The sequence below is a fragment of the Chamaesiphon sp. OTE_75_metabat_556 genome (assembly GCF_031378165.1).
GTDB lineage: Bacteria > Cyanobacteriota > Cyanobacteriia > Cyanobacteriales > Chamaesiphonaceae > Chamaesiphon.
The window spans coordinates 1-21936 of record NZ_JANNDR010000060.1 but is presented as its reverse complement, the minus strand read 5'-3'; the positions used below and the strand labels follow the sequence as shown (position 1 = coordinate 21936).

At 44.9% G+C, this 21936-nt stretch carries 17 protein-coding genes; 10 read left to right on the top strand and 7 right to left on the bottom strand.

The window, feature by feature from the left end:
* Positions 1-144 precede the first annotated feature (144 nt).
* Positions 145-1023: a 4-hydroxybenzoate solanesyltransferase gene (locus RMO27_RS03075; protein WP_309728966.1), complete on the bottom strand. Its 879-nt coding sequence runs from the start codon at positions 1021-1023 to the stop codon at positions 145-147.
* Positions 1024-1338: 315 nt separating this feature from the next.
* Here RMO27_RS03075 and RMO27_RS03070 point away from each other — a divergent pair, with 315 nt between their 5' ends.
* Positions 1339-2070, top strand: a complete 732-nt coding sequence (locus RMO27_RS03070) for a response regulator transcription factor (protein WP_309728964.1) — start codon at positions 1339-1341, stop codon at positions 2068-2070.
* A 49-nt stretch (positions 2071-2119) separates the two neighbouring features.
* On the opposite strand, the gene RMO27_RS03065 is transcribed toward RMO27_RS03070, so the two are convergent.
* Both RMO27_RS03065 and RMO27_RS03060 read right to left on the bottom strand, forming a co-directional pair.
* Positions 2120-2707, bottom strand: a complete 588-nt coding sequence (locus tag RMO27_RS03065) for a Uma2 family endonuclease (RefSeq protein WP_309728962.1) — start codon at positions 2705-2707, stop codon at positions 2120-2122.
* Between the two features lie 73 nt (positions 2708-2780).
* Positions 2781-3209, bottom strand: coding sequence for a Fur family transcriptional regulator (locus tag RMO27_RS03060; protein ID WP_309728960.1), 429 nt, complete (start codon positions 3207-3209; stop codon positions 2781-2783).
* 242 nt (positions 3210-3451) lie between these two features.
* Between RMO27_RS03060 and RMO27_RS03055 the strand changes: the two genes are divergently transcribed.
* From RMO27_RS03055 to RMO27_RS03020, 8 genes are all read left to right on the top strand, one after another.
* The gene (locus RMO27_RS03055) at positions 3452-3982 is read left to right on the top strand and encodes a peroxiredoxin (protein ID WP_309728958.1); all 531 of its coding nucleotides are present in this window, start codon (positions 3452-3454) and stop codon (positions 3980-3982) included.
* A gap of 97 nt (positions 3983-4079) precedes the next feature.
* Entirely contained in the window at positions 4080-5429 is a 1350-nt protein-coding gene (gene gorA / locus RMO27_RS03050; RefSeq protein ID WP_309728955.1) for a glutathione-disulfide reductase, read from the top strand.
* Positions 5430-5750: 321 nt separating this feature from the next.
* Positions 5751-7850, top strand: coding sequence for a GNVR domain-containing protein (locus tag RMO27_RS03045; RefSeq protein ID WP_309728953.1), 2100 nt, complete (start codon positions 5751-5753; stop codon positions 7848-7850).
* Between the two features lie 97 nt (positions 7851-7947).
* Positions 7948-9369: a GH39 family glycosyl hydrolase gene (locus tag RMO27_RS03040; protein WP_309728951.1), complete on the top strand. Its 1422-nt coding sequence runs from the start codon at positions 7948-7950 to the stop codon at positions 9367-9369.
* Positions 9370-9741: 372 nt separating this feature from the next.
* Positions 9742-10596 (top strand): WecB/TagA/CpsF family glycosyltransferase, encoded by an 855-nt coding sequence (locus RMO27_RS03035; protein WP_309728949.1) that lies wholly within the window; start codon positions 9742-9744, stop codon positions 10594-10596.
* Positions 10593-12026 carry a lipopolysaccharide biosynthesis protein gene (locus RMO27_RS03030; RefSeq protein WP_309728947.1) on the top strand — a complete coding sequence of 478 codons (1434 nt, stop codon included), beginning with the start codon at positions 10593-10595 and terminating at the stop codon, positions 12024-12026. The genes RMO27_RS03035 and RMO27_RS03030 overlap by 4 nt, the downstream gene beginning before the upstream one ends.
* A gap of 148 nt (positions 12027-12174) precedes the next feature.
* The gene (locus tag RMO27_RS03025) at positions 12175-14148 is read left to right on the top strand and encodes an HAD-IA family hydrolase (protein ID WP_309728946.1); all 1974 of its coding nucleotides are present in this window, start codon (positions 12175-12177) and stop codon (positions 14146-14148) included.
* A gap of 90 nt (positions 14149-14238) precedes the next feature.
* Positions 14239-15186, top strand: a complete 948-nt coding sequence (locus tag RMO27_RS03020; RefSeq protein ID WP_396133605.1) for a glycosyltransferase family 2 protein — start codon at positions 14239-14241, stop codon at positions 15184-15186.
* A gap of 29 nt (positions 15187-15215) precedes the next feature.
* On the opposite strand, the gene RMO27_RS03015 is transcribed toward RMO27_RS03020, so the two are convergent.
* The 4 genes from RMO27_RS03015 to RMO27_RS03000 form a co-directional block, all read right to left on the bottom strand.
* Positions 15216-16472, bottom strand: a complete 1257-nt coding sequence (locus tag RMO27_RS03015) for an O-antigen ligase family protein (RefSeq protein ID WP_309728944.1) — start codon at positions 16470-16472, stop codon at positions 15216-15218.
* Between the two features lie 589 nt (positions 16473-17061).
* Positions 17062-17934, bottom strand: coding sequence for a phosphatidate cytidylyltransferase (locus tag RMO27_RS03010; RefSeq protein WP_309728981.1), 873 nt, complete (start codon positions 17932-17934; stop codon positions 17062-17064).
* 199 nt (positions 17935-18133) lie between these two features.
* Positions 18134-18733, bottom strand: coding sequence for a precorrin-6Y C5,15-methyltransferase subunit CbiT (cbiT, locus tag RMO27_RS03005; protein ID WP_309728942.1), 600 nt, complete (start codon positions 18731-18733; stop codon positions 18134-18136).
* A 104-nt stretch (positions 18734-18837) separates the two neighbouring features.
* Positions 18838-20028: an FAD-binding oxidoreductase gene (locus tag RMO27_RS03000; protein ID WP_309728940.1), complete on the bottom strand. Its 1191-nt coding sequence runs from the start codon at positions 20026-20028 to the stop codon at positions 18838-18840.
* A 116-nt stretch (positions 20029-20144) separates the two neighbouring features.
* On the opposite strand from RMO27_RS03000, the gene RMO27_RS02995 reads away from it, so the two are divergent.
* On the top strand, positions 20145-21936 hold a 1792-nt coding region (locus tag RMO27_RS02995), incomplete at its 3' end, for a bifunctional diguanylate cyclase/phosphodiesterase (protein ID WP_309728938.1).

Sequence of the window (21936 nt, the reverse complement as noted above, 5' to 3'; positions counted from 1 at the left end):
CGATTTTTAGCTCTATCGATCGGCTGACTTTTTCGTCGTCTTCAGTTGCTCAGCATGAGCATCGAGCGCACAGATTTTTACTGCTTACTTTGATTAGAGCACATAAACTTGAAGAAATTGTGAAGATCGGCGGTCTTCACAATTTTAATGTCTGATGCCCAATATCATCCCCACCAGCAACCCAAACCCGATCCAGACATTTTCGCGAAACATTTGGGGATAAAAAGCTGCTGGAATCTGCGGCCGCTTGAGTCGGAGATATTGCCATAGCCACAGACCGCCAGACATGCCGAGTGTCAGCCAGAAGATCGCCCCCAAGCTCATCAGTTGCCCCAGATAGCCGAGTAAACCAACTGTCAGCCCATAAAAGATCGCGATCGCTTCAGCGACATAGTTACCAAAAAATAACGCACTAGACTTTACACCAATCCGGCGATCGTCATCCCGATCTGACATCGCATACACCGTATCGAATCCCAGTGTCCAAAAAATTGTCGCCCCCCATAGATACCAAGTGGGCGGAGCCAGACTCGCCGTCACCATCGACCAACTAATCAACACCGCAAATCCCCACGCGATCGACAGTACCAATTGGGGCACCGGAAACACCCGTTTCGCCCCTGGATAGAGCAAAATCACCGGAACAGCCGCAACACACAACCAGAAGGTAAGTGGATTGAGATAAACAGCCAAAACCGCCGCACATATTAGCGAGACGATTAGCACGCCGACGCCAGTGGCGATCGATAATGACTTGGCCGCTAGCGGGCGATTTTTGGTACGCTCGACGTGCGGATCGATATTCCGATCCCACAGATCGTTGACGACACAGCCAGCGGCACTAGTCGCCAAAGTACCCAAAATAATCACGCCGACTAGCGGCAAAGGTGGATTGCCTTTCGCTGCTAAACACAATCCCCACAAAGCGGGAATCATCAAAATTAATCTACCAGCCGGTTTATCCCAGCGCAGCAGTCGGATTACACTCAGCCAGATGGGTTGATTGGGGGGGAGGGTTGTCATGGGGAGTTGGGAGTTGGAAGAATGGGAGAATGGGTGACTGGGGGACTAGGAGAATGGGGGAGCTACAAGAAAATGATGCTTGCTGCCAAACCCTCTAATCACTATCCACTATCTACTATCCACTATCCACTATCCACTATTCCCTAAAGCCTAAAGCCTAAAGTCTATTATCAACCAGACACTATGACGTAATATGGATAAATATCCAAAAAACTCGCATCCCTCGATCCAGTTGCGTATAATCTTTACAGAAAGCTTTGTTTCGCTAGATATTGTTAACAAACTTTTCAGACATTTACACAAAATTACTCGAACATGCCTCGAATACTAGTCATCGATGATGATGCAGCGATCGCTGAAATAGTCTGTATTAACCTCGAAATGGCGGGATATGAGGTGAATCAGTCGCCTGACGGTATTCAAGGTCAGGCAATGGCGATCCAAATCCAACCCGATTTGATCGTGCTAGATTTGATGTTGCCCAAAGTTGATGGTTATACAGTCTGCCAAAGGTTGCGGCGGGACGAGCGCACTTTGGATATCCCGGTACTGATGCTCACGGCTCTGAGTCAAACCCAGAATAAGGTCGAAGGGTTCAATGCTGGCGCGGATGACTATCTAACGAAGCCATTTGAAATCGAAGAGTTACTAGCGCGCGTCCGTGCTTTGCTCCGCCGAACAGATCGCATTCCCCAAGCAGCCAGACACAGTGAAATCCTCAATTATGGCGAATTGACACTGGTACCAGAGCGGTTTGAAGCAATTTGGCGGGGTGCGACGATCAAGCTGACACACCTCGAATTTGAACTATTACACTGTCTGCTCCAGCGACACGGACAAACCGTCTCGCCGAGTGATATTCTGCGAGAAGTCTGGGGTTACGATCCGGATGATGATATCGAGACGATTCGCGTCCACATTCGTCACCTGCGAACGAAGATGGAACCAGACCCTCGTCGTCCCAAGTATATTAAGACGATCTATGGTGCGGGTTATTGCCTGGAGCTACAAAACGATCGCGAGGAAGAAAGAAGCTCCGTTGGTTAATGCAACTGAGATGGTGTAAAGCACCATCCAAGTTTCAAGTAATTCTCACCTACTTCGATCGAATTGCTACCAGAAAATCTTTAATCGCTTGTGGTTGATTTTGAGGCTGAATATATCGCGCCAAAAGTTGAAAGTCTAAGCCTGGGAAAAATTGACTGCTGGTAGCTTCTCTATCGATTGATTCGCGCAGATCGTAAAGAGCTAGCTTGTTATTTTCCCAGACTAAAACTTCGGGAATACCTAAGCCCCGATAAATCGCTAGCTTGTCAATGCCGCCACTAGTTAAATTAATCTCAATTGCAAAATCCGGTAATTCTTTGAGTGTGCCGACACAGTACGATTCATCTGGTTCTAAACCTCGTGCGGTGGCTGCTTGTCGAAAAGTTGTCGATCCACAGCCATGCAGCGGAATATCTAGCTCCTCTGCGTAGCGTTCGATGAGCCTCGCCACAATTTTTTTAATCCGTTCGTGTTCGGCGGAGGGCATGAATATTTCTAAAGTTCCCTCAAGATAGATTAGTTGCAACCCAGATCGATCGCCAAAAACAGTTAACAGATTTTCGTATTGTTGCCAAGTCACGCTACGCAAAACTAACCGTTGTTCTGCAATACTTAGTGGTTGAATTAAGGTGGTCATGGCAAATGACGATCGCGCTTAGTAGTTATAATAATTGTAGCGAGAGAATGGGATCGAATCTTACAACTAAAAATTATTCTGCCTGACTACATCGATCGCAATAACCGCGCACGGTGGTTTCATAACTAACGGCTTGTAAACCCGATCGTAATCGATCGAATTCGACAACAGGTAGCTCATCCCAACCGATATCTTCGATCGAGCCGCATTGTTGACAGTGAAAATGATGGTGGGGTGCCACGATCGCATCAAAGCGCGACACACCCGCTTCGAGTAGTACCTCGCGAATCAATCCCGCTTCACGCAAAGCTTGCAAGGAACTATAAATCGTTGCTTGCGAGGAAACCGGACAAGATTGGTTTAAATCCACCAAAAGCTGTTCGACCGTGGGATGATCGGTACGCGAGAGTAAATTGGCATACACGGCAAATCGTTGTGGTGTCACCCGTAAGCCTTTGGCTTTGAGTGTTGTGACGATCGTGGCTGTTGATGGCTGGCTCATTGCGAGGGACTGGGGACTAGCCGCTAGTGGCTAGTAGAGAGATACTGTAGTCACCAATTATAATCCCGAATTTCCGAGAACGCTCGCTAAACTTTATATATTCTTAATTAATAGTATTTGTCATACTTGACTTCTTCCTAAATTAGAATTATTCTGAGATGTATGCGCGCAGATCGCTGGTTAGCCAGTTGGAAGACGCGACTGTGCGTTAGAAATAATTAGTTAAAGTTTAGGAGTAAATCATGGCTGTTATCGACCAAAAAGTGCCCGATGTTGTGTTTAAGACTCGCGTTCGCGATGAATCGATCGGTGGTGACAATCCCTTTAAATGGCAGGATGTAACAACCACAGACATCTTTGCTGGCAAGAGAATCATTGTTTTCTCCCTCCCTGGTGCCTTTACGCCTACTTGCTCCACCAGCCACTTACCCGGTTATGAAGCGGCCTACGACCAAATCAAGTCACTAGGTATCGATGAAGTATATTGTTTGTCCGTCAATGATGCCTTCGTCATGTACCAATGGGGCAAAAATATGGGAGCTAAAAACGTCAAGCTCTTACCCGACGGTAACGGTGAATTCAGCCGTAAAATGGGGATGTTGGTTGAAAAGGCCAACTTAGGTTTTGGAATGCGTTCTTGGCGTTATTCGATGGTTGTCAATGATGGCAAAGTCGAAAAAGTATTTGCCGAAGCAGGTTACAGCGATAACTGTGAAACCGATCCTTTTGAAGTTTCGGATGTCAACACGATGTTGGCTTATCTCAAAGGTTAAATTAGACAGGTGGAGACTGGAGACATTTTATTGATGTCTCTTGATCCCCTAGTCCCCCCATTCCGCATAAATATCGACAGCCAAAGGAAAGAGACACATGAGCTATGATTTTGACCTATTCGTAATTGGTGGTGGTTCTGGGGGAATTGCGACGGCAAGACGTGCCGCAGAATATGGTGCGAGAGTTGGTGTTGCTGAATATAGTAGACTCGGCGGCACCTGTGTCAATCGCGGCTGTATTCCCAAAAAATTGATGGTATATGCCTCCCACTTCCCCGAACTCTTTACCGATGCTGAAGGTTATGGTTGGAGTGCGGTCAAAAGTCAGTTAGACTGGCCGAAAATGATTGCCGCGATCGATCATGAGTTACTGCGGCTGAATGGGATTTATCAAACGATGCTGGATAAATCCAAAGTAGAAATGTTGCCAGCAAGAGCGAAATTCATCGACCAGCATACGCTTCAGGTGGGAGATCGGACTGTAACTGCGGATAAAATTTTGATTGCGGTTGGTGGTCATCCCGTGCGTCCAGATATTCCCGGGATCGAACATGCGTTGATCTCGGATGATATGTTTGAGTTGCCGACCCAACCCAAGAAGATCGTGATTCTGGGTGCTGGTTATATTGGGTGTGAATTCGCGTGCATTATGAATGGGTTGGGAACGGAAGTGACCCAGATTATTCGCCCCGATCTGATTTTACGGAGTTTCGATCGCGACTTGCGATCGGCCGTACAGGAAGGGATGATCCATCATGGCATCAAGATGATCAATCATGCTTGCGATTTATCGATCGCCAAAACTGATCATGGCGTGAGTGTGACGGTGACGACTCAAGATGGCCAACAGACAATCCTCGCTGATGCCATTAGTCTAGCTGCATTAGGCCGCAAGCCCAATACCATGAATCTCGGACTCGAAAATGTCGATGTCAAAACCCATAATGGTGCCATCCTCGTCGATGTTAATAGTCAGACGAATGTGGAGAATATCTACTCCGTCGGCGATTGTACCGATAATGTCCAGCTTACTCCCGTCGCTATCAATGAAGGTCGCGCCTTTGCCGATACGATGTTTGGGAATAAACCCCGCACGATGAACTATGCGGATATTCCGACGGCGATCTTTACTACCCCCGAAGCGGCAACTGTCGGTTTAACCGAAGAAGAAGCCCGCGAAATGCACGGCGATGCGGTCAAGGTCTACCGAAGTAATTTCCGCCCGATGTACTATGTCCTACCCAATAAACAGGACAGAACCCTGATGAAACTGGTGGTAGATACCAAAACTGATCGAGTTTTGGGCGCACACATGGTCGGCGACCACGCGGCAGAAATCATTCAGGGCGTGGCGATTGCGGTCAAAATGGGTGCCACTAAGGCAGATTTTGATGCTACTGTCGGGATTCATCCCAGTTCGGCTGAAGAGTTTGTGACGATGCGCTAGACGATTGATATTCGATCGAAATAGAGGCGGGGCATAAATTGTCCCGCCTCTATTTTTATATCTAAATCGACGTTACTGATTTGAGGTACGATCCTCTCAGCTCCCCTGACTTTTCACATTAGGTGCCTCTAGCAAGCTGCCAGCCTTGGCAAAGAGCCTGTAACTGTAACCAACCACGCCAGAGAACATCGCGATCGTTTTTTAATCTGAATTCTGTGTCGCACCCAATTACCTTTCCCTGAAGTTAAGCACAATAGCTTATGGTATATGTGCTGAAAAATGAAGTATTTTGAAATGTAAGGGTTTCTGGAGGAGCGTTTGATGAAGACATTGAGTGCGATTATTTTTAGACATTGGCAAGCTTTGGCTGGATTCAATGCGATCGTCTGTTTAGTTGCTCTAGGCGCAATCTTAATCACTCCTAAGACTTGGAAGGCAACGGCTCAGTTGATTTTGCCCGCAACGAATGGTAGCTCTCTTGATGCTAATCTAGGCACATTGGGTTCCTACCGCAACAGCGGTCCTAGTTTTTCCGTTCAAGTCAATCCGCTCAAAATTCAGCAGATAATTCTTACCAGCGATGCCTTACTAGAGCAAGCTTGGAAAGCAGACCCCGAATACAATAAATCGCCCAAGCCCAACAATTATGCGCGGTTCTTCACCGTCACAATTCCCGAGCAAACCAGCATCATGCTTTTGTCAGTTACTGGTTCTAGTCCTAAAGTTGCCAAAGAGCGAACCTCTGCACTGCTCAAAGCTTACGATCTACGATTAAACGAACTTCGGCAAGCTAACTCCGCTACTAAAGAAAAATTTAGCCGCAAGCAACTTGAAAAAGCGCGTCAAACCTTGACTAATGCTCAGACTGCTGTTGCTGAATTTAAGCGTACCAGCGGTTTAGTCGATAACGAAGAGCAAACTAAAGGACTTGTTGAAGCTATTAATAGCCTTAGTACCACCCAAGCTGAAGCTCAAGCTCAAGCCCAAGCTAGTCACCAGCGTGCTAAAAATCTAGAAACTCGTCTCAAGCTTTCTCCGGGCAAAGCAGTTCAATCTCTAGGATTAGATCAAAACCAGGGTTACAATCTGCTTCGCAACAAATTGACTGAAGCTGAAATCAATTTAAGAAAACTTAGTATTACTTACACCACCAATAGTCCTCAAGTGCAGCAAGCACTTAGCGACCGTAACAGTCTTCGCCTGCAACTCCAACAGTACGTCAATCAAGCCGCAGGCACAGTCAATCAAGCCACAGGTACGGTCAATCAAGCCGCGCCACCAGCGACAGTCGATACGACTGTCACTAGTGGCGCAGAAGGACGCTCGACTCTAATCCAACAATTAATATTGGCTGAGAGCGATACAAATGAGCGACAACAACAAGTAGATCAATTGCAACAGCAGATCGACCAACGACGGGCATCCCTAAACGCCATTCCCTTAGCGCAAGCGAAGTTAGCATCTTTACAAAGACAGGCAGATGTTGCGGAGGGTGTATATAAAGGATTAATCGCGCAAGTGCAGCAGTCAAACATTGATGCTTTTAACTCTTATCCCAATATTCAAGTATTAAATGCACCAAGAGTCGATCTCAAGCCTTCGAGTCCAAAACTTTCATTTATGGCACTCAATGCTGTACTTGCCTCTATCGTAGGTAGTATTGCATTAATGCTACTGCTAGAATCTCGCAACCCATTACTCAATCCTAAAGATATCCAACCTAAAAGGTTTCCGTTGGTCGTTCAAATTCCATACTTTAAGAGAATTTCATCAGCCGAATCAGCTTTGAGTGCTCAGAGCGAAGTAGAATTTCAGAGATTGGCTTCAGCTATCAGTCAGCAATCGCTCAAAAAAACTCGGTTGCTGGTTACTAGTGCCATCACAGGTGAAGGCAAGACATCGATCGTACTTGGTCTGGCCTGTGCTCTTTCAGATTTAGGATTCCGGGTGCTAATGGTCGATGGCGATTTTCGCAAAGCAGAACTCAGTCGTCGTTTAGCATATACTCCAACAAGCACCAATAAAATCGAAGTGATTGAAGTCCGTCAGAATCTTGACTTCGTGCCGACAGTGCCGCAGCAAAGCAAAAAAATCATGGATTTGGTATCTCAGGGTCGCTTCGAGATCTATTTGGCAGTAGCTGAATCCTCTCAAAACTATGATTATGTTTTAGTAGATAGTGCCCCAGTGAGCTTGACCAGCGAAACTGCTTTGATGTCTACAATCGTTCCTGACATTCTATTTGTGGTTCGACCTGGAGTTAGCACTCGTAATCTAGTCAATGAGAGTCTCGATCTATTAGCCCAACACAAGGCGCAATTAATTGGATTGGTGGTCAATGGTGTCAAAGATCGATCTAGTCCCTACTATGAGCCTACAAGTTCTGCTATAACCATCTCTTCAAAGCCTTTGCCGAGTTGAGTATCGATCGAAATAACAAAAACTGTGAATCGTTGTAAAAACGATCGGTGCGAGATCGGCTGTTAAAACTCACTTCTACACAAGATCGGATCTGCGGATGCGCCAACTTATCACAATCTTCTTCGGCGTTGTACTGGTAATCCTATTGTCTAACCAAGGGTTTACCTACCGCGATCCACCCCCAAAAATTATTACCACAGTCAATTGGAATGCCGTCAAGGGAACTGTGACGAGCTTAGGATTTGGCGTGAACGCCTTTCAAGGGTTTCGACCGACAAGCTTTAACAGTGCTATTTACCAAAGTAATCTGTTGGCGATGAAGCCAGGTTTGATTCGATTCCACAACAGCAGCGCGCTCCAAGACTCAAGTACGCCCGATGGATTGATAAATACCGCCAGCAAGTCATGGGATGTCAATAAGGTCAAATCCGCTTTGGCTGCTTCGTTGGCAACGTTTGGGCAGCGTCAACCGCAGCGGATGGTAAATATTCCAACTTGGCCCGATTGGATGGATGCAGATCGCGACGGTTTTCTCGATCGCCATCAGTTTGACAATTACGCTCGACTTTGTGCAGATTTAGTCAAAATTGTCAATAAAGATTCCCGCTTTAAAGTGAAGTATTGGGAGGTACTAAACGAGAAAGACGATCTTTATTTCACGCAGTTTCATAGTAACGGTGGATGGGGTGAATTAAAAGATGCCGCTAAGCCCGATCGCTTAAACGAGGTAATCGCTATCTACAACAAAGTTGCTATTGCCATGAAACAAGTCGATCCCCAAATCAAAGTTGGTGGGCCGGGGATCTCGCGATCGGATTTGCAACCGTTTTATATTCCATTCATCAAAGGAACTGTCGATCGTCTTGATTTCTTTACTTATCACTTTTACGCGACTGGAAGTGCTGCGACGCCAGACAAAGACGTGTTCGATGCAACTAGCAAAATCGGCGATTATACTACCACAATTGTCAAAGCATTAACAGCCAATAGTCCGAACCGCAAGATTCCAGCAATGTTGGGTGAATATAATATTAGTTGGACATGGGAGACTCGCGACCCTCGCATGACCAACCATAAGGGCATCGTTTTTGATGCATTAAGCATGGTTAAATCGTTGTCAAATGGTGCCATTGCCACCCTAGCTTGGAACGAAAAGGATGGAGTTTATGGCAAGATGGACGATCGAAATAAGTTACGTAGCGGCGGATATTTCTTGAAATTAATGAACCAGTTGGCGATCGGCGATTACGTTGCAACTTCAACTAGCAATAAGGAGGCGATCGAGATTTTTGCAGTGAGAAATCTAGAGTTGGGCTATCGGAGTTGCTTAATTATCAATCGCTCTAATCAGTCCCAGCACATTCAAGTAAAATTCACTGGCTGGAGTCCCACGCGTCAAACTTTAACAATACACGTACTGTCATCTTCAGGTTACACAAACAAAATAGTCAACTGGTCGGAGATCGGGGAGGAGTTAACTACATCAGCAAACTCAGTAATTTTTCTCAGCTTGAAATAGGAGTTAATCGCTTGAAAATTCAGTAAATACACACAAGATTTCGACTGCAAAAATCAGCCAAATGGCTAGTGTAATCCACGTGTGTTTTGAGGGTTAATAATAATTATAATTTATTTACATGTAAACTATAGAAATTTATCTAATTATTTATTTTAACTCAGATATCCTTTTTGATTTACAAGAGCTATACGCATGATATCCGACTAATTAATAATTGCACGATCGATCAAGATAAACCGGGGATCTGTATATTTTTGTAACTAATACTATCAATTGGCTTAAAAATAAAGAAATCAACTTGATGTGTAAAAATCTGGAAAAATGGAGATCGATGCCAATCTTACAAAGAAAATATCAGTAAAGCCAATAAAAATGCCGAATAAATCACGTTCTCAAGTTCTGATTGTAAATTTGCTAGGACGGCGAATTACATTCATGACTGTCCCCGATATTGTTGATGCGATCCATACTGCTTGTATCGATCGAAAGCAGATAACTGTTGCCCACTTCAACGTTCATAGCTTTAACCTGTCCATGCAAATCCCTTGGTATTATAATTTTCTCCAAAGCGCGGAAATTGCCCATTGTGATAGTGTTGGTATTTTGAAGGCGGCAGCGTGGATGGGACTAAAATTGCCATTACAGTACCGCGCCTCTTATACCTTGCTGATGCCAGAGCTGCTAGAACATTGTAACGAGCAAGGATTTTCGGTATTTTTATTAGGCGCGAAACCCCAGCATTCTGATGCCGCGCTTGAGCGATTGCAAGCTCAATATCCAAAAATGGTAATCGCGGCACATCACGGCTACTTCGATACGCAAGACACTTACCAGAATAATGAGGCGATCGATCGGATCAACCAGGTAAAGCCCAACATCTTAATTGTGGGGATGGGGATGCCAATTCAAGAGAATTGGATTCGCACCAACCGTGACAGACTAAATGTGAATGTATTAATGGTAGGCGGTGCGGCGATCGATCGATTAGCAGGAGTCGTGCCTGATTGTCCAACGTTTCTCTCGAATATTGGTTTAGAGTGGTTGTATCGCTTATGTCGCGAGCCAAAGCGGTTAGCAGCTCGCTACTTGATTGGTAACTTAGCGTTTTTTTTACAGATTGCCTTGGCCAAGTCACATTCACATTCATTAGAAGTTCAGTTAGTAGAATCGGTCGATAAATTCAAAAAAAATTTAATTGAAGAATCTGCTCAAGAAAAAAAGCTATGAAGCCAATTTCGCTATTCAAAAGTGGATTATGGATTACCTACGCTACTTTGATAACTCGTGGCTTTGCGTTTCTGAGTAGTTTGGTTTTAGCAAGGTTGTTAGAACCATCAGACTTCGGTATCATTGGCATCGCCTATGTCTTTTGGTCTTTTTTTACGCTGTTCACACAAGATACAGCAGGTTCGTTCATCATTTATAAAGGTATAGACAATCCTAAATACGTCAATACTGCGTATACGGTTAGCCTCATTATTGGCATAGTTTTTGGTCTGGGGATAGTGGCTGCTGCACCTTTAATTGCTAGCTTCTTCAATGAACCTGCACTCACCTGGATTCTACGCGCTTTCTCGCTCAATATTGTTTTGTCTTCTGCTGGATACGTTTATTCCGGTGTGATGGCGCGACAGCTAAAGTATCAAGCGATTGCAAATATCACGTTAGCTCAATCCATTATCCGTCTGCTGAGTACAGTAGGTGCTGCCTTGCTGGGATTAAGCTACTGGTCTTTTGTCATTGGCGATACAAGTGGTTGGATCGTCTTTTGTGTACTGAATTGGTACTACTCAAAATATCAGTTTCGTCTTCAACTGCATCCAGAGGTTAAGTCTGAAGTTGTATCTTTCTGCATGAATGCGGTAGGGTCGAGCATTGGTATGTATACTAATTTCAACATCGATAACTTTGCAGTAGGAAAGCTGTTGGGTAGCACCAGCCTTGGTTACTATAACCTTGCCTATCAGCTTACTATGACTTTATCTACCGTATTTGGTGCATTGCTGGATAAGCTAGGTACGCCACTTTTTGCTCAACTCACAGACGAGGATCGGCAAAAAAAAGTACTGGAAAATGTGGCAGAGCAAATCGCTCTGTTTGCAGCCCCTGCCTGCGCCCTGATTTTCCTAGTTGCTACTCCACAGGTCATCGCTGTTGTTTTTGGAGAGAAATGGATTCCTATTAATACAGTGATTCCGGGCTTACTGTTTTTTGCTTACTTTCGTATCTTCAATTCATCCATTAGATCTATGCTGGTAGCCAAGGGTCGCCCTGACTTAAATGCTAAGGTTAATTTACGAGTTGCGCCCTTTGCAGTATTGAGCTTTGTAGTTGGTGCTCATCAAGGTGGAATTGTCGGCGTGAGTTTAGCAGCGGCATTAGTGTTGGGATTAGGCTGGACAGTCTACTGGTGGTGGTTTGCCTGCCGCGAGCTGAATTGGGGATTAAAAGAATTTATGTTTCCTTGCTTTGTTCCTCTTCTGTTAACTATTCCAGGGATTTTAATTTCCTTTAAATTATCTTTGATCCCGAGTTTATTAGTATTTACAGTAACTTATTTACTCTGTACATTTACTTTCAGCCGCAAATATTTCTCTATTTACATGGCAGTAGCTAATCGCGCAGCAATGAAATTAAAACTACATCTCAATCAATAATATTTGGTAACTAGCCTAATCATAGGTTAGATTTAAATGCTGTCGCGGCAAGAGCTTGAAAAAAGATACAAAAAATCTAAACTGGGTTACATGCAAACTACTTGAGATCGGGTCGAATTATTTTTACACAAAGAGCAAGAGGAAACCAATGCACGCAATCGATCAAGACTTAAGAGATAAAATTAATAATTCGACATACGTTTCTTTCGATATCTTTAACACAGCAATTTTAAGAGATGTATTGATACCGTTTGATGTTTTTGAACTCGTACAAAAACAATACGAATCTATTTACCAGCATAGCTTAACTAATTACGCACAACAAAGACAAAAATCCGAGAAAAAAGCCCGGAAAAAAGCATGGCAGCAACGACAAGTTGCTGAAGTGACTTTCGAGGAAATATTCGACTGCTTTCAAAAAGATTACGATCTAGATGTTGACTTGGTATCAACTCTACAGCAGCTCGAAATCGAAGCAGAAATTAATATTTGTCACCGAAACGCATACATTTTTTCTCTATATCGTTACTGTTTGAGCGAACAGAAAAAAATTGTCTTTATATCCGATATGTATTTACCTTCGAATACGATCGAACAGATTTTACGATCGTCGGGATATACAGAATTTCAAGAATTGTTTGTTTCTGCTGATTTTGCCAAAACAAAAAGTCGAGGCGATCTTTATCAAGTCGCGATCAAAAAACTCGAATGCAGTGCAGATGAAATACTTCACATTGGTGATAATTACCAATCCGATATTGTTAGTGCGCAAAATAACGGATTGAAGACATATTACTATGAAGATCCGTTGAAACGTTCCCTAAAAGATCGAAAATTTCAAAGAGAAAAATTATCCAAAGTATTTAATGTAGATCATAGTTTAGAAGAATCGGTGTGTCTAGCTGCAATTATCAATAAGTACTACTCTCAACCAAATTCCCAAAAAAATAATTTTTGGTACGATCTAGGTTTTAAAAATCTAGGCATTCTTTTCTTAAGCTTTATTGGCTGGTTGCACGCAACGGTAAAAAAAGATGGCATCGAAAAAATCTTCTTTCTTTCCCGAGACGGTTACATCATGAAACGAGTGTACGATTTGACCGCCGAAGTTTTCGATCGTCCGCCCGAAGCTGAATATTTATATGCTTCTAGAAGAGCGCTGAACATCCCGTCTATTAAAAAGTTAGATGAAGTAGCACTAGATTTTTTGGCAAGTGGTACTAGTGTTTTGAAAGTGTCTCAATTTTTATCAAGAGCGGGATTAGAACCAAAATTATATCTCGAACAACTGCAACGAGTTGGCTTAAACAACCTCGGTGAAGAAATTATTACTTCCGAACAACATCAAAAACTACGCACTTTTTATCAATTAATTGCAGAAGATATTGAAAATATAGCTGCTTGTGAAAGAGAAAAAACAACTCAATATTTGACATCGATTGATTTTTTTAAAAAACCCAAAATCGCAGTTGTAGACATAGGTTGGCATGGAAGTATGCAGTACTCTCTTACCAAAATAGTCAATGCCTTAGATCAAGAAATTGATATTAAAGGATACTATTTTGCTACTAAAGCTGGAGCTAAAAAAAATCAAGGAAAAGGCATGAGAATGTCTAGCTATTTATGTGATTGTGGCAACCCAACTTACTATGGAAATACGATTCGACTATCAACAGAAATTTTTGAATTCATTCATTCTGCACCTCATGGCAGCGTTATTAAATATGGTAGCGAACGTGGAGACATGAAACCAGTTTTGGAAGAAAACGATCGCCCACAAAGCGAACTGACCAAAGTAGAAATGATGCACCAAGGCGCGATCGATTTCATTACTCAATATCTAAAAGTTGTCAGTAAGTTTTCTTGTATTCAAATACCCGATCGAGAAATGGCGATCGAACCCTTGCGGCGAGTTTTGAGAAATCCTACTTTAGAAGAAGCACAAAACTTGGGCGATATTCAACACGTTGAAAGTTTCGGCAAAGTCAAAATGCAAAGATTTATTGCCAAACCACCCCAATATAGTTTTCTGGAATTATTGAGAGTCGATCGAGTATTTGCCTCATTAAAATCTTCTTTTTGGAAGATCGGCTATTTGAAAAGACTCTTGGCGAGAAGTTAAAGTCATACGGGGAAGGAATTGCCTTGTCTCTACAAAACAAAACATCGTTTTGCTCGTACAGAAGTAAAAAATATTTATTTAGAAAAAATTATGGTTGTAGTTCCTAAAGTTAGCGTCATCGTACCTGCTTATAATATTGCCTCCTATATTGCAGACACTTTGATGTCTGTTGAAACTCAAACTTTTCGAGATTTTGAAGTATTAGTCATAGATGACGGATCTACAGATGATACGGCAAAACAAGTTAAAATTTTTTGTCGGCGAGACGATCGTTTTCAACTTTTGCAAAAAGACAATGGTGGTTTAGCTTCTGCTCGAAATTACGGTATGCGTCATGCTAGAGGAGAGTATATAGCTTTACTCGATGGAGACGATCTTTATAAACCAAACAAACTAGCCAATCATGTTGCCAGACTCGATCGCAATGCAGAAGCAGGAGTCGTTTATAGTGCATCTGCTGCCATTCGCGACGATGGAGGTTCGACTTTTATATCTTTAAGCGGTCGTCCTCTCAGTAATAATTTACTATTTTCTCTACTGTGTAAAAATTTCATCGGTCATGGTTCTAATGCAGTTTTTCGTCGCTGTATTGTTGAGGATGTAGGCGGATTTGATGAAACACTACCGAGTGCGGAAGATATAGATTATTGGTTGAGAATTGCTGCAACTGGAAAATGGACATTCGATCGCGAACCGCAAGTTTTATGTTGCTATCGAGTTCGTCCTTCTGGGCTTTCTTTTAATGTAGCAGAAATGCAAAGATGCGGTGAGAGAGTAATTAAAGGTGCTTATCAACGCTCTCCCGATTTGGTAGAACCCATGTTACCAACTGCATCTGCTTATATGTATCGTTACTTAGCGCGGCTGTCTATAACTAGTAGCGATCGCATCAAAGCTAGAGAATATATCGATCTGGCTTGGAAAAGCGACCGCTCGATCTTTTTGAGGGATTTGCGTTCTTTACTTACTTTGGTATCAGTACGTTTAGCACCAATCGCTCAAATAGTAATTAGACAATCTTTAGGAAGTAGTAAATAAGTATGGACAGCCAAGCTTGCGAATAATAGTTAAAGCTTTGCTGGTGGTGTGCGGGTGTCGTAAATAACTGTACCCAACCACACAAAAAAGAACCATAGGTAGACCGCCATCCAACTCAAAGGTGTTGCATTGCAAGCTATGTAGAGAGCGACGAGTCCAGCAAACGCCCCCTCGCATTCGACGCGACCGCGACTTGCTGCGCGATAAACATGCCAAAGTGTTAAAGCCATTGCACCAATCAGAACGATAAATCCGACGATCCCATGCAAATATAGTACTGCTGAATAAGTTGAGAATGAGGCTAGTGTAATATAGTTATCTTCGTATAAATTTATTTTGTCTCTGATAATGCCCCAGCCGATCAAAGGAGACTCTTGCCATGCTTCGAGCGTCTTTCTGACTACCAACTCACGTTCTATCGAGGAAGATACAGCATTATCACGTGTTTTATTTAAGGCTTCACTGGGCTTATCAAACAATTCTCCAATCGTTAAGCTCAACATGCTACATATCAAAAAAGTTGCAGATGCAAGCCAAAGTGAGAGTTGACGAAAGAGTCCACTTCTAAACAGCAGACCGATCAACAAAGCAAACGGAAGAACGAGTAAAGCACTGCGGCTGGCACTGACAACTAAAGCACCGATGCAACCTAATAAAGCGAGGTATCGCAACCGGAGATCGGATTCATGCAGACAAATCAGAAAACACAGCACTGCGCACAGCCCTAAAATCGGCGGATCGGGAGTATAAAGCACCGTTCTGGGAACGGGCAAACCAAAAAACGATGACGGGAATGCTAAATCCACCCTCAAACTACCTTTGTCGGCAGGTATCAATCGGGCAAGGGGTGGAATGAAGCCACTGCCGCCAATCTTCAGGGCAAGCAATGTTACTTGAACTGAGATCGCCACCAGATAGCCCGATGCCATCCATGCCACCGCACGCGTAATTACGGGAGTTCGGACTTGGCTCCAAAACGGCAAAGCAAGACAAGCAAAAATCAGAAAGTAGCTTTTAAAAAAGGTAACAACTGCTGCCGCCACTGGCAAAATGCTAAAACCCAGAGCGTTTATCCCTAAAACTGCCGTCCACAGCATCACTATGGACATTACTAGCCAAGCCCAAATAGCAATAGGTATACCTTCTCTTACCAACCGATCCCAATTGAAATGAATGGCAAGTAAACTAACCATCACGAGCGGATAAAATAGTGATTGAATTCCCAACAACCACCACACGGGAGTGAGAATAATCGTCCAGTAAATAACTCGCTCCGAAAGCGACAAATCGTTGGCTTCAACGTCTTTTATTAAAATCGGTCTGATCGACGGAAGGTTAAACATACGGATCTTTGAAGATTAGCGGCATCCGATTGCAAGCTGATTTCAATTCCGAACACAGCGCATCGATCCAATTGTAATTCAGAAACTATGCCACCACAAAGATCGATCGATAATTTATGGGGGAAACGCAGAGTTAAACTAAGCAACCAGCTCACGACAGCCGCTCGTCTACAAAACCGCGCTTGACAGTTTCCCGCCACACAGCTCATCTGTTTGACGTGCCGCTTTGCTGGCGATTGCTTGGGTCTTTGTCATGGACGGGAAACCCGATTTCTGACAAGTTAAGGTTTCCGATCGAATGTCAACACCCATATATGGTGGATCTGTGAAATGAACAACCTAAATGTGGCGATCTAGTTTTCTGACTTGATCGAAGTACAAAAGTTCTTGATCGCTAGACATGTGATGGACTGGTCGATCGATAGATCGTCAAACCTGCTTGACACTTGCGATCGAAGCTTAACTTGTCACGAATCGGGAAACCCGTCCGACAAGACTCCGCTTTTTGACGTTGTTTTTTCTGCTCCCCGCTCTAAATCAACGGTAAAACCAATTTGACAAAATAGTAAACTAAGGGCGCAGTAAAAATATAACTATCAGTCCGATCGAGCATCCCGCCGTGTCCGGGAATTAAATCCCCCGAATCCTTGACCCCAGCATCGCGTTTCATCACCGATTCTGTCAGATCGCCCAACATGCTCGTCATCCCAATCAAACTACCCAAGGCAACGCCACCGATGTACCAGTGGTGCCAGTGCAATGCCCACGCACCCAGCATTCCCATTCCCATACTACTCAAAATTCCACAGATCGCCCCTTCAACTGTCTTTTTGGGGCTAATTTCGGATAATCGCGTCCGTCCGAGCCATTTGCCAAATAGATAAGCACCAATATCGGTCACCATGATGCACATAAAGGACAGCAGCGTTGTCGTAAAGGCCGGTGGTAGGATGCTCAGATCGAGACTCGTTAGTAGTTGCGACCAGTCGGTACTAAATGGAAAAGCATGTGCTGTGAGCGGATCGAATCCCACTCGCAACCGAATCCAAAAACTGGGTAAATAACCACCATAAAACAGTCCGAACAGGGAAGTCGAAATATCGGCGATCGAGGCTATTTTCGGCAGGAATAGCAAGTAAAAGCAAATCAGGGTACCAGCGACGGGAAATAATGCGTCGTCGAGATTGGAGCCGAGTGCCCCGACTAATAACAAGATTTGGCTGACAACTAGCGTAATTTTACTGGCTGGTTCGATCCCTTTGGCACGCACGAGGGTGAAGTACTCGCTTTGACCGAGATAGACAATGATACACATCCCGATCGTAAAGTACCAGCTCCCCAGCAATAACATACATAAAGCTACAGCGATCGCTACGATGGTACTAATGACACGGGGTATAGACATTTCGGGGACAGGGACTGGGGGACGGGGGGACTGGGGGACTGGGGGACTGGGAGACTGGGTGACTGGGTGACTGGGGGACGGGGGGACGGGGTGACGGGGTGACGAGGTGACTGGGAGAGAAAAGACCAGGACGCTTGCGTCCAAAAGCTCTATTCACTATTCACTATTCACTATTCACTATTCACTATCCCCTACCCTCTTAATCTAATTTCTCAGCACTGAGAATAAACAACGGATCGACAGCAGTCAACCGCCGACTATTCCCTCTGGTTTCGAGCCGATTGACAGCGGCTTGGACGACTTCGACATTGCGAGCGTGCAACTGAGTGAAGCTTTCGGATACTTCATACAAAGCTTCCAAACTAGCGGCTGTGACCACAATTCGGCCTGTCGAGGGTAAGTATTCCCAAACTTGTTGCAAGATCGGTTTGATGCCCTTACTGCCTTCGATGCAGGCTCTTTGGGGCAGAGTCGAGATCTGCTGGAAACATTGGGGGGCATTGCCCGTGACAACTTGAACGTTGCGCACGCCAAAGCGATCGCAATTAAGTTGAATCAGATTGGCGACTTCTTCATCGCGCTCGATCGCGATAATTTGGGCTTGAGGGCATAGTAACCCAATTTCCACCGGAATTGTCCCCGTGCCTGCACCAATATCCCAGACGACGGAATTTGCTTCCAATCTCAACGCCGAAATCAGTAGGAGTCTGATCTCGCGCTGACTCATGGGAATCCCTGGCAATCGCTCGAATAATTCGTCGGGAATTCCTGGGGATACATATTTCCACAGTTCGGACATAGGGCTTGGGGTAGTGGTGGGGTAGGTGTGCGTATATACACACAAGAGGCATGTTTACTGACATCTTACACTAGCGGCACGCTCTGGTTATATCCCCTTACCGCCTAAAAACATTTGCGGGGATTAAGAATATTCAGCGGATCGAATTGGTGTTTGAGTTGGCGCATCAGGGGGATAGCATTGCCGCGATAGCCCCAGACGTCTAGTTGTAGCTTGAGTGCTATTGGTGCTTGTAAGACTGATAGAAAGCCGCCAACAGCTTCACAATGACTGCGGAGTGATGTAATGTGTCGATCGTCATTCAAGGCACAGGCACCGAGGCCACTACTGAGATGAATGACACCGCTGGCGTGATTATCTGTGCATCGATCGAGCAGGGCAATCGTTTCAACTACGGCAGTCGATCTGACGCCTAGTTTACAACCAATGGTCGTGGCACCCCAAATTCCGGTTTGAATGCCCTGCCAGAGTTGCTCGGCTTGCTCGCCTTGCCAGATCCCACCTTTTAAGCCCAAACCCCTGCCGATTTCTAGCAATTGTGCTGATTGCTGGGCGATACTTTCGGGAATGGTGGCAAATTTAACGACCAGACTGGGGGTATTACTAATCTCTAGCTGCTGACTGAGGGCTGTTGAAACCACATCGACGGCAATGGGGGTTAGGGTACTGGCGAGTAAGATTTTAGCGACGGTGGCGAGCTGATCGATCGATCCAGTCAGCATCACCGTCCCAGTGTCAGCGGGCACTGGATAGACGCGAAAAGTCACCGCTGTCAAAATCCCTAAAGTGCCATAGGAGCCAGTAAACAGCTTCATCATGTCATAGCCAGCCACATTTTTGACGACTCTGCCGCCAGCTTTGGCAATGTTGCCATCAGCTCTTACGAAACTGATGCCTAAGAGTAAATCTCGCACGCCGCCATACCGATGCCGCAGCGAACCAGTATTTGCCGTGGCAATGATGCCCCCGATCGTGGCGCGATCTGGATAGACTGGATCTAGGGGTAAAAACTGTCCGGCAGCAGCTAAAATTGTTTGCAAGTTGGCGAAGTTCATCCCCGCTTCGACAGTTACGGTCAGATCGCCGACAGCATGAGCGATGAGCCGATCGAGTTTCTGAGTACTGACGATCGATTTAGCACCCTTCACGGTGCCGCCCCAGTCCAGTTTAGTGCTCTTCCCCGCGACAACTAGCGGAGATCGATCCCGATTGGCGATCGTCACTAATTCAGCCAGCTCCGACTCGCTCGTCGGCAGACCGATTGGCAAAGAGATATCATTAATCCTGTCGTCCATAAGATCTAACTTTATCGCACAATAGTTAGGCATCGTCGCTCGATCCAGACTAGCACTATTTATCCATCCGCAATTAGAGATGACAGCGTTCCCAAAATTAGTGTAGCCAATTAATTATGAAGATGTTGTGCTCGTCACCATCTGTATCCCAACTTAACCCCGAATTGTTGGCCGATATTACTCAAGCACTCAATGCTGATGGTAGTAGGCTCCTAATTTTGGCCAAGCCGCTCGCGCAACGCGATCGAGTCTTGAGTTATGGGATTCAACCGCGCACCAAAACCCCGATTGAAAAAAATCAGTTGTGGCAACAGTTGCTCCATCCCCAGGCTCCCGTCACCATCCAGCACGGAGCCACAGTCTACCCGATCGATTGTATTTTTGATCGATCGCCCCTAACGCCGCTATTTACCGCTTTTCGCACTGCGGGAATTGAATCGCTGCTGATCTTAGCACTAGGCGATCGCGATCGCTGTGTCGGCTGTCTGACCCTATTTAGATCCACTGCTAGGCAAGAGTGGCGATGGACGGAGGCGGAGTTGCAGCTAGCGCAAACTTTCGGGATGCAACTATATCTAGCCGTAATGGCGCAACGGGTCGAGCAGATGTTCCGAGATCGACTGTATCGCGATCTGTTAACTGGTTTACCCAATCGGTTGCTGTTGAATCAATGGTTGACTTTTGCATTAGCAAAAATGCCTGGTGTTGGTGAAGTTTTAGTCGTAATTTTGCTCAATTTAGACAGGTTTAAACATATTAACGACAGGCTCGGTCATCGATCTGGCGATCGCTTGCTGCAATTAACTGCCGAACGCTTACAAAATACGTTCGGTCGCGAAGCAACAATCGGTCGCTGGAGCGGGGATGAATTTGCATTGATAATTCCGACACTCGATCGAATTTCCGCAGTCAATGAAATTGCCGAGCGCATCCTCAATTGTTTCGATTTGCCCTTTAATTTCGATCGCCGCACCCAGTCGTCCCAGCATTCACTCCAGCTCAAAGCCAGTATGGGAATTGCGATCTCGACTACTCCGGGCGAGGATAGTGAAGTACTCCTCCACCAAGCCGATGCCGCGCTTCATCGCGCCAAAGATGATGGGACTAATTATGAGATCTATCGGGCGATCGATCCGCCAGCGATCGCTAGATTGCAACTAGAATGCGTCCTCGATCATGTCTGTGCGGCCATTACCGATCGATCGATCGAAGATCGCAATTTATTATTACATTATCAACCCCAAATCGATATTCAAACTGGCAAAATTATCGGCGTCGAAGCTTTATTACGGTGTCAAGATCTCCAATCTGAATTCATCAATCCCAGCGAACTGATTCCGATCGCTGAAGAGACCGGATCGATTATTCAAATCGGTGCATGGGTAATTAGAACCGCTTGCAATCAAAACAAAATCTGGCAAGATCGCGGCTGGAGTCACTTTCCGATCGCGGTCAATTTTTCAGTCAAACAACTCCAAGATCGCCATTCGATCGAGACTATTTTGAGCATCTTAGCTGAAACCGGACTCTCTCCAGCCACACTAGAAATCGAAATCACCGAAAGTATCGCGATTAAAGATTTAGACCGCACAATCTCGATTTTAGAATCTCTCCGCAAGATAGGTGTTAAGATCTCTTTGGATGATTTCGGTACGGGGTACTCTTCTCTGGCTGCACTCAAATATTTACCGTTAGATCGACTCAAGATCGATCGTTCTTTCATTCGAGAACTGCGAGCAAATACAGTCGATGCTGGGATCGTGAGCACGATCGTTAATCTCGGACATGAATTGCAGCTCAATGTCGTAGCCGAAGGGGTAGAAACGATCGAGCAATTGGAGTTTTTGCGATCGATTAATTGTGATGCCGCTCAAGGTTTCTTATTTAGTCGGCCGATGGCGGCACCAG